The organism is Sphingomonas sp. RIT328 (genome assembly GCF_000632225.1).
GTDB classification, from domain to species: domain Bacteria; phylum Pseudomonadota; class Alphaproteobacteria; order Sphingomonadales; family Sphingomonadaceae; genus Sphingomonas; species Sphingomonas kyungheensis.
Genome location: NZ_JFYV01000044.1, coordinates 1 through 7,108, shown reverse-complemented (window position 1 = coordinate 7,108; position 7,108 = coordinate 1). Strand labels below are relative to the sequence as shown.

The 7,108-nt window shown below is 72.9% G+C and carries 6 protein-coding genes; all 6 read left to right on the top strand.

All coding sequences use genetic code 11. The annotated features are described in order from the left end of the window. Positions 1-169 precede the first annotated feature (169 nt). On the top strand, positions 170-2,434 hold the full coding sequence (locus BW41_RS15765) for a DUF2460 domain-containing protein (RefSeq protein WP_037535500.1): 2,265 nt from the start codon (positions 170-172) through the stop codon (positions 2,432-2,434). Further along, entirely contained in the window at positions 2,431-3,228 is a 798-nt protein-coding gene (locus BW41_RS15760) for a DUF2163 domain-containing protein (protein ID WP_037535498.1), read from the top strand. Before BW41_RS15765 ends, BW41_RS15760 begins: the two co-directional genes overlap by 4 nt. Positions 3,229-3,232: 4 nt before the next feature. Beyond that, entirely contained in the window at positions 3,233-3,622 is a 390-nt protein-coding gene (locus tag BW41_RS15755; RefSeq protein ID WP_235199798.1) for a peptidoglycan endopeptidase, read from the top strand. Next, positions 3,622-5,778: a phage tail protein gene (locus tag BW41_RS15750; RefSeq protein ID WP_037535494.1), complete on the top strand. Its 2,157-nt coding sequence runs from the start codon at positions 3,622-3,624 to the stop codon at positions 5,776-5,778. Before BW41_RS15755 ends, BW41_RS15750 begins: the two co-directional genes overlap by 1 nt. Then, positions 5,775-6,281, top strand: a complete 507-nt coding sequence (locus tag BW41_RS15745; RefSeq protein ID WP_037535493.1) for a DUF2793 domain-containing protein — start codon at positions 5,775-5,777, stop codon at positions 6,279-6,281. Before BW41_RS15750 ends, BW41_RS15745 begins: the two co-directional genes overlap by 4 nt. A 114-nt stretch (positions 6,282-6,395) precedes the next feature. Further along, positions 6,396-7,108 (top strand): outer membrane protein (locus BW41_RS15740; RefSeq protein WP_037535501.1); only part of this gene is annotated, 713 nt, incomplete at its 3' end.

Here is a 7,108-nt window from a genome sequence, read left to right as displayed (position 1 = left end):
GTCTGGACGTGGATCGTCACGCGGACGTCGCGCGGCGGCGCCGCGCGACGTCCGCGTGACGATCCACGTCCAGACCGCGCCGGGCGAGGCGCCGGCGGCGATGGAACGATCGAGCCGGCAGGTGGCGCGCGCGGTGCGTGCGGCGCTGAGCGAATGAGGGGGTAGGCGGATGGCATTCTGGCTGTGTGCGACGCCGCCGGCGGCGGACGCCTTCCTCTCGCGCTTCGACGCGCGCTTCTGGACGGTCGACTTCCCGCGGCCGATGATGGCGGCGGTGACCAATCCGGCGGCGGATGCGCTGCGCGTCGACCTGGTGTTCCAGACGCGCGGCGACCTCGCCGGGCTGATCTGGGCGGCGGAGGACCGCTTCGATCACCCCTTGCTGCGCTATGCGACGGAGCGCGACTTTCGCGGCTGCCGGTTCCGCTTCCGCTGGCGGTCGCAGGGAATCCTGCCGCTCGACGCGGTCAACGGGCCGACGCTGACGATCGAGGGGCGCGACGCGGCGGGGCAGGCGGCGACCTGGTACGTGCGGTTGTGGAATTATGCCACGGGTACGCCCGAGGATGCGGCGGTGACGCTCGACTTCGCCGATCTCGCCGGCGGGTTCCGGCTGCCCGACGATGCGCGGCCGGTGTGGGCGGGCGATATCGACAGGCTGTTCGTATCGATGGTGCCGCCCGAATATGACGGCAGCGACGCCCTGCTGCCGGCGGCGGCGGAAGGCTGGGTCGAGCTGAGCGACATCGCCTGCGACGGGCCGGGTGCGGTGATCGGGCTCGGCGACGTGGTCGTGCCCGAACACGGCTTCGCCGTCGCCAGCGGGTATGACGACAGCTATCACCTCACCCCGGCCCGGCTGCTGCGCAATGCGCTGCACCTCGGCTATCGCGGTGCGATCACGCATTATGTCGGGATGAGCCATTATTTCCGGCTCGAACCGCTCGGCGCCGGGCTGTACGTCAGCCTGCGCGGCGGGGTGATCAACGCCGCCTGCGCCGCCTGGCATCGCGACTTCGCCGAGCGGGCGCAGCGGCTCGGCTATGCGCTGATCTGGTCGCTGAGCTACGAACTGCTCGACGCGCATTGCTGGAACGACTGGAAGCAGCGGGCCGCGGACGGGACGCCGGCGCGGACCGGCTGGACGCCGCCGTCGGCGCTGCTGTCGCCGGCGCATGACGGGGCGATGCGTTACCTGCACCAGGTGGCGACGGCGTTCGTCGGACTCGGCGTCGCGGCGGGGCTGGCGCCGCACTTCCAGGTCGGCGAGCCGTGGTGGTGGCTGATGGCGGACGGGCGGCCGTGCCTGTACGACGCGGCGGCGGTGGCGGCCTTCGCGCCGGTCGCGATTCGTTCGGTGCGGGCGCCGCTCGACGCGGTGCAGCGCGCGACGCTCGATCGCGCGGGGGCGGCGCTGGCGGCGTCGACCTCGGCGCTGGTCGCGCAGGTGCGGGGCGCGTTTCCGGGCTGTCGCACCTATCTGCTCGCCTATCTGCCGACGGTGCTCGACGGTGCGGCGCCGGACTGGGCGCGTGCCGCCTTGCCGGTCGGCTGGGCGGCGCCGGCCTTCGACGTGTTGCAGCTCGAAGATTACGACTGGGTCACCGCCGGCGACGGCGCGCTGACCGCGCGCGGCGTCGCGGTGGCGCAGGCGCGGCTCGGCTATCCGCCGGCACAGCAGCAATATTTCGCCGGCTTCGTCGCCGAGGCCGCGCAGGCGGCGGCGCATTGGCCACGCATCGAGGCGGCGGCCCAAGCGGCGCGGGCGCGCGGCGCCGCGGCCGTGACCCTGTGGGCGCTGCCGCAGGTGATGCGCGACGGCTTCGTCCATTTCGAAGGGGAGGATGGGATGCAGGATTACGACGATATCCTCTTTCCGATCGCACTCGGCCGCGAGGCGGCGGTGACGCCGGCATTTTCGACGACGATCCTGACCGCGGCGGGCGGCGCCGAGCAGCGCAACGTCGCCTGGGCGGAAGCGCGCACCAGTTACGACGTCGGGCCGGGGGTGCGCAGCGAGGCGGACATCGCCGTCCTGCTCGCCTTCTTCCGCGCGCGGATGGGGCCGGCGCGCGCCTTCCGCCTGCGCGATCCGTTCGACGCCGAGGGCCAGGACGAGCCGCTCGGCAGCGGCGACGGCGTCAGACGGCAGTTCGCGCTCGTCCGCCATTATGGCGCGGCGGTCCGGCGGATCGTCCGCCCGGTCGCGGGCAGCGTCCGCGTCGCGATCGACGGGGTGGCGACGCAGGCGTTCAGCCTGGCGGCGGACGGCATGCTGCTGTTCGACACCGCTCCGGCAGCGGGCTCGCGCGTGACGGCGAGCTTCGTGTTCGACGTCGTCGTGCGCTTCGCCGAGGATCATCTGCGCGTCAGCCGCACGACCTTCCTCGCCGGTGAGGCGGTGTCGGTGCCGTTGATCGAGGTGCGGACGTGAGCGCGCTGTCGTGCATCGCCTATTGCTGGCGGATCGAGCGGCGCGACGGGATTGCGATCGGGCTGACCACGCATGACCGCGACCTGACGATCGACGGCATGACCTATCGCGCCGCGCCGGGCATGACGCCCTCGGCGATCGAGCGCCATGCCGGGCTCGAGGCGGATACGATGGACGTGCGCGGCAGCCTGACCAGCGCGGCGATCGGCGAGGCGGACCTGCTCGCCGGGCGCTGGGACGGCGCATGGGTGCGGCTGTTCGCGGTCGACTGGGAGATGGGCGCGATCGTCGCGCCGCTGGGCGCCGGGCGGATCGGCGCGGTCGAGCTGGGCGAGGACGGCTTCACCGCCGAACTCGCCGGCGCGAGCGCGGCGCTCGACCGTGCGGTGGTCGAGGAGACCTCCGCCGCCTGCCGCGCCGAACTGGGCGACCGGCGCTGCCGCGTCGCGATGGCGGCACGGCGCCGGTTCGCCCGGGTGGTCGCGATCGCCGAGCGGGTGGTGACGCTCGACGCGGCGGAGCCGGTCGCGGGCGCCTATGCCGGCGGCGTGCTGCGCTGGTTCGGCGGCGCGAACGGCGGGCTGGTGCAGGCGATCGACGCCTCGGCGGGATCGACGGTGACGCTGCGCGCGCCACCGGTCTTTGCGGTCGGCGAAGGCGTGCTCGTCGAGCTGGGCGAGGGATGCGACAAGCGCTTCGCGACCTGCGCCGGGCGTTTCGCCAATGCGGCGAACTTCCGGGGCGAGCCGCATCTGCCGGGCATGGACCTGCTGACGCGCTATTCGGGTGGCTAGGGGCGTGGCGGTCGCGGCGGCGGCGCGGGCGCTGGTTGGGGTGCGCTTCCGCCTGCATGGCCGCGATCCGGCGCACGGGCTCGACTGTATCGGCGTGATCGCGGCGGCGCTGCGCGGCGCGGGTTGGCGGGGCACGGTGCCGAGCGGCTATCCGCTGCGCGGTGGCGATCCGGCGCAGGTCGCGGCGCGGTTCGACAGGGTGCTGGCGCGCGGCGACGGCGCGGCGACGGGGGACGTGCTGCTGTTCGCGAGCGGGCCGGCGCAGCTGCACGGTGCGGTGCGCGTCGCGGGCGGCATCGTCCATGCCGATGCGGGCCTGCGGTGCGTGGTCGAGCGACCGGGCCGGCCGGACTGGCCGTTGCTCGGCGCCTGGCGGTACGAGGGGGAAGGCTGATGGCGACCTTGGTGCTGAGCACGGTCGGACGAGCGCTGGGCGGGCCGATCGGCGGCGCGGTCGGCGCGATCCTCGGCCAGGCGATCGATGCGCGGCTGTTCCGCCATGCCGCGCGCGAGGGGCCGCGGCTCGCCGACCTGTCGGTGCAGACGTCGAGCTACGGCACGCCGCTGCCGCAATTGTTCGGGACGATGCGCGTCGCGGGAACGGTGATCTGGTCGACCGACCTCATCGAGACCCGCAACAGCCAGCGCGGCGGCAAGGGGCGGCCGGCGACCAACACCTACAGCTACAGCGCGAGCTTCGCGGTGGCGCTGTCGGCGCGGCCGATCGTCGCGGTGCGGCGGATCTGGGCGGAGGGCAGACTCCTGCGCGGCGCGGCGGGCGACTGGAAGACGCAGACGGGCTTCCGGTTGCATCCCGGCAGCGATAACCAGCCGGTCGATCCGCTGATCGCCGCGGCGATGGGGGCGACGCCCGCCTATCGCGGTATCGCCTATGCGGTGTTCGAGGGCTTGCCGCTCGCCGATTTCGGCAACCGCATCCCGTCGCTGACCTTCGAGGTGGTCGCCGATGCGGCGGCGGTGCCGAGCGGGACGATCGCCGCGACGATCGCGCCCGAGGTGACGGCGCAGGGCGGGCTGCCGCTCGACGGCTTCGCCGCGGCGGGGGCGAACGTGCGCGGTGTGCTCGAGACGCTGGCGCTGCTCGACGGCGGCTGGTGGCGCAGCGACGGCGCGCGGCTGGTGCGGCAGACCGACACGGGTGCGGCGGTGCCGATCGCCGACGCGGGGCTGGCGGCGGGCGGGCGGACGCCGCGGCGGCGGCGGACGGTCGCCGCGCTCGCCAGCGTGCCGCGCGAGGTGGCGGTGGCGCATCACGACCCGGCGCGCGACTATCAGGTCGGCGTGCAGCGCATGCGGCGGCCGGGACCGGGCGAGCGGATCGATCGCGTCGAATTGCCCGCGGTGATCGACGCGACCGCGGCGAAGGGCGTCGCGGCGGCGCTGCTCGCGCGGGGCGAGATCGAACGGACGCGGCGGCAGGTCGCGCTCGGCCGGGAGGGACTCGGCATCGCGCCGGGTGCGATCGTCGCACTCGATGGCGAGGCGGGGCGCTGGCGGGTGGCGAGCAGCAGCATCTCGGGCGTGCTGACGACGTTGACGCTGCTGCCGATCGGCACGGTGCCGGTGGCCGGCGCGACGAGCAGCGGCGCCTGCCTGCCGGCGGCCGATCTGCCGATCGGGCGCACGACGCTGGTGGCGGCGGAGCTGCCCGGGCTCGGCGAGGCACCGCTGACGCTGCCGCGGCTGAGCGTCGTGGCGTGCGGCAGCGGGCCGGGCTGGCGACAGGCGACGTTGCTCTACAGCCTCGACGAGGGCGCGAGCTGGAGCGCGGCGCCGGCGAGCGCGGCGCCGGGGATGATCGGCACGGTCGACGTGCCGCCCGCCGCGGCGGCATCCGGCCGGCTGGCCGACCGGCAGAGCGCGGTGGTGGTCACGCTGCTGCGCGACGACATGATGCTGGGCGATGCCGATGCGGTGATGCGCGGGCAGGGCGGCAATCTCGCGCTGGTCGGCGACGAACTGATCCAGTTCGCGACCGCGACGCCGCTCGGCGGCGGGCGCTGGCGGCTGACCGACCTGATGCGCGGCGTGCGCGGCAGCGAGGCGGCGATCGCGACGCATCGTACCGGCGAGCGATTCGTGCTGATCGAGCCCGACGCGATCACCGCGATCGCGCTGCCGGCGGCGGCGATCGGCCGGCGGCTGCGGCTGCTGGCGAGCGGCGTCGGCGATGCGGCGCCGGTGGAGACGGCGGTGACGATCACCGGCGCCTCGGTCGCGCCTCCCGCGCCGGTACTCGGCTCCGTCACCGTCGAGGCGGACGGCGGCATGACCGTGCGCTGGGTCCGTCGCAGTCGTGCCGGATGGAGCTGGCGCGACGGCGTCGACGTGCCGCTGGGCGAGGAGAGCGAAGGCTATCGCCTCGCCTGGACGACATCGGCAGGACCGCAGGCGGCCGTCACCGACGCGCCCGCCTATCGCTTCACCGCTGCGGCGCGGCCGCCGGCCGGGACGAGCGTCACGGTCGTCCAGCTTGGGACGCTCGCCATCTCGACACCATTGACGATCATCGTGGGAGACACGGCATGACCACCATCGACCAGAGCGCCCGGCTGGCCTTGCCCTTCCTCGCGCCCGGGCAGGCGGGCAAGGAGCTGACGCACAACGAGGCGCTGGTGCGACTCGACATGCTCGTCCAGCCGGTGGTGGCCGGCGCCGGCGGCAACGCCCCGCCCGCCGACCCGCGGCCCGGCCAGTGCTGGATCGTCGGGGCGGCGCCCGAGGGGCTGTGGGCGGGGCAGGCGCAGGCGCTGGCCGGCTGGACCGGCGACGGCTGGCGTTTCGTCCGGCCCGCCGAGGGCTATGCCGCATGGAACGCTTCGACCCATCAACCGATTGTTTACCACGATGGCGCGTGGCACGATGGCGACGTCTATGCCGGTCGGCTGGTGATCGGCGGGGAAACCGTCGTCGGCGCGCGCGGCGCGGCGATCGACGACCCTGTCGGCGGAACCATCGTGGATGACGTGGCTCGGGAGGTTTTGACTAGGATTCTCAGTGCTTTGCGACAGCACGGTCTGATCGCGCGGTGAAAATGAGTGTGGGATTCCTGCAACAGGTCCCGGCTTTTGCATTCTTGCGTGGAAACCAACCCTCGGATAGTGAGTTTGCCCTGTCCGTAGTGACACTCAAGAAAGGGGACTTCTATGCGGAAGCTTGCCGTCGTACTGGCACTGGCATCCACCGCGCTCGCCACTCCCGCCCTCGCCCGCGACAAGTCGTGGTACGTTGGCGTCGAAGGCGGCGCGATGATCGTCGAAGACATCAACTATGACATCGGCGCCGTCTCGCGCGCTGCTACCGTCGACCACAACTACGGCTACGACGTCGATGGCGTGATCGGCTACGATTTCGGTGCATTCCGCGTCGAAACCGAAGTCGGCTACCGTTCGGCGACCGTCGACGGCTACAGCTCGACGCTGACCACCCCGGCGTACACCGCCGCTGGCCTGGGCAACGCGGCTGCCGGTTCGTACGACTATGCCGGCGGCAAGACCTCGGCGCTCAGCTTCATGCTGAACGGCCTGCTCGACTTCGGTGACGATGACGGCATCCAGGGCTTCGTCGGCGGCGGTGTCGGCGTCGCTCGCGTCAAGGCGAACTACGGGCTCAACACCCGCGGCAACTTCGTCGACGATTCGGACACCGTGTTCGCGTGGCAGGGTCTCGCCGGCGTCCGCGCTCCGCTGACCGACCACATCGACGCGACGCTGAAGTATCGCTTCTTCAACGCCGACAACGTCAAGCTGGTCGACGTGACCAACCGTCAGTTCGACGGTCGTTTCCGGTCGCACAGCATCCTCGGTGGCGTGACGTACAACTTCGGTACGCCGACCCCGCCGCCGACGAAGCCCTGGAT

Excerpts from the sequence above, each read along its gene's own strand:
- BW41_RS15765 (WP_037535500.1), top strand. The coding sequence starts at position 170 with ATGGCATTCTGGCTGTGTGCGACGCCGCCGGCGGCGGACGCCTTCCTC.
- BW41_RS15750 (WP_037535494.1), top strand. The coding sequence starts at position 3,622 with ATGGCGACCTTGGTGCTGAGCACGGTCGGACGAGCGCTGGGCGGGCCG.
- BW41_RS15745 (WP_037535493.1), top strand. The coding sequence starts at position 5,775 with ATGACCACCATCGACCAGAGCGCCCGGCTGGCCTTGCCCTTCCTCGCG.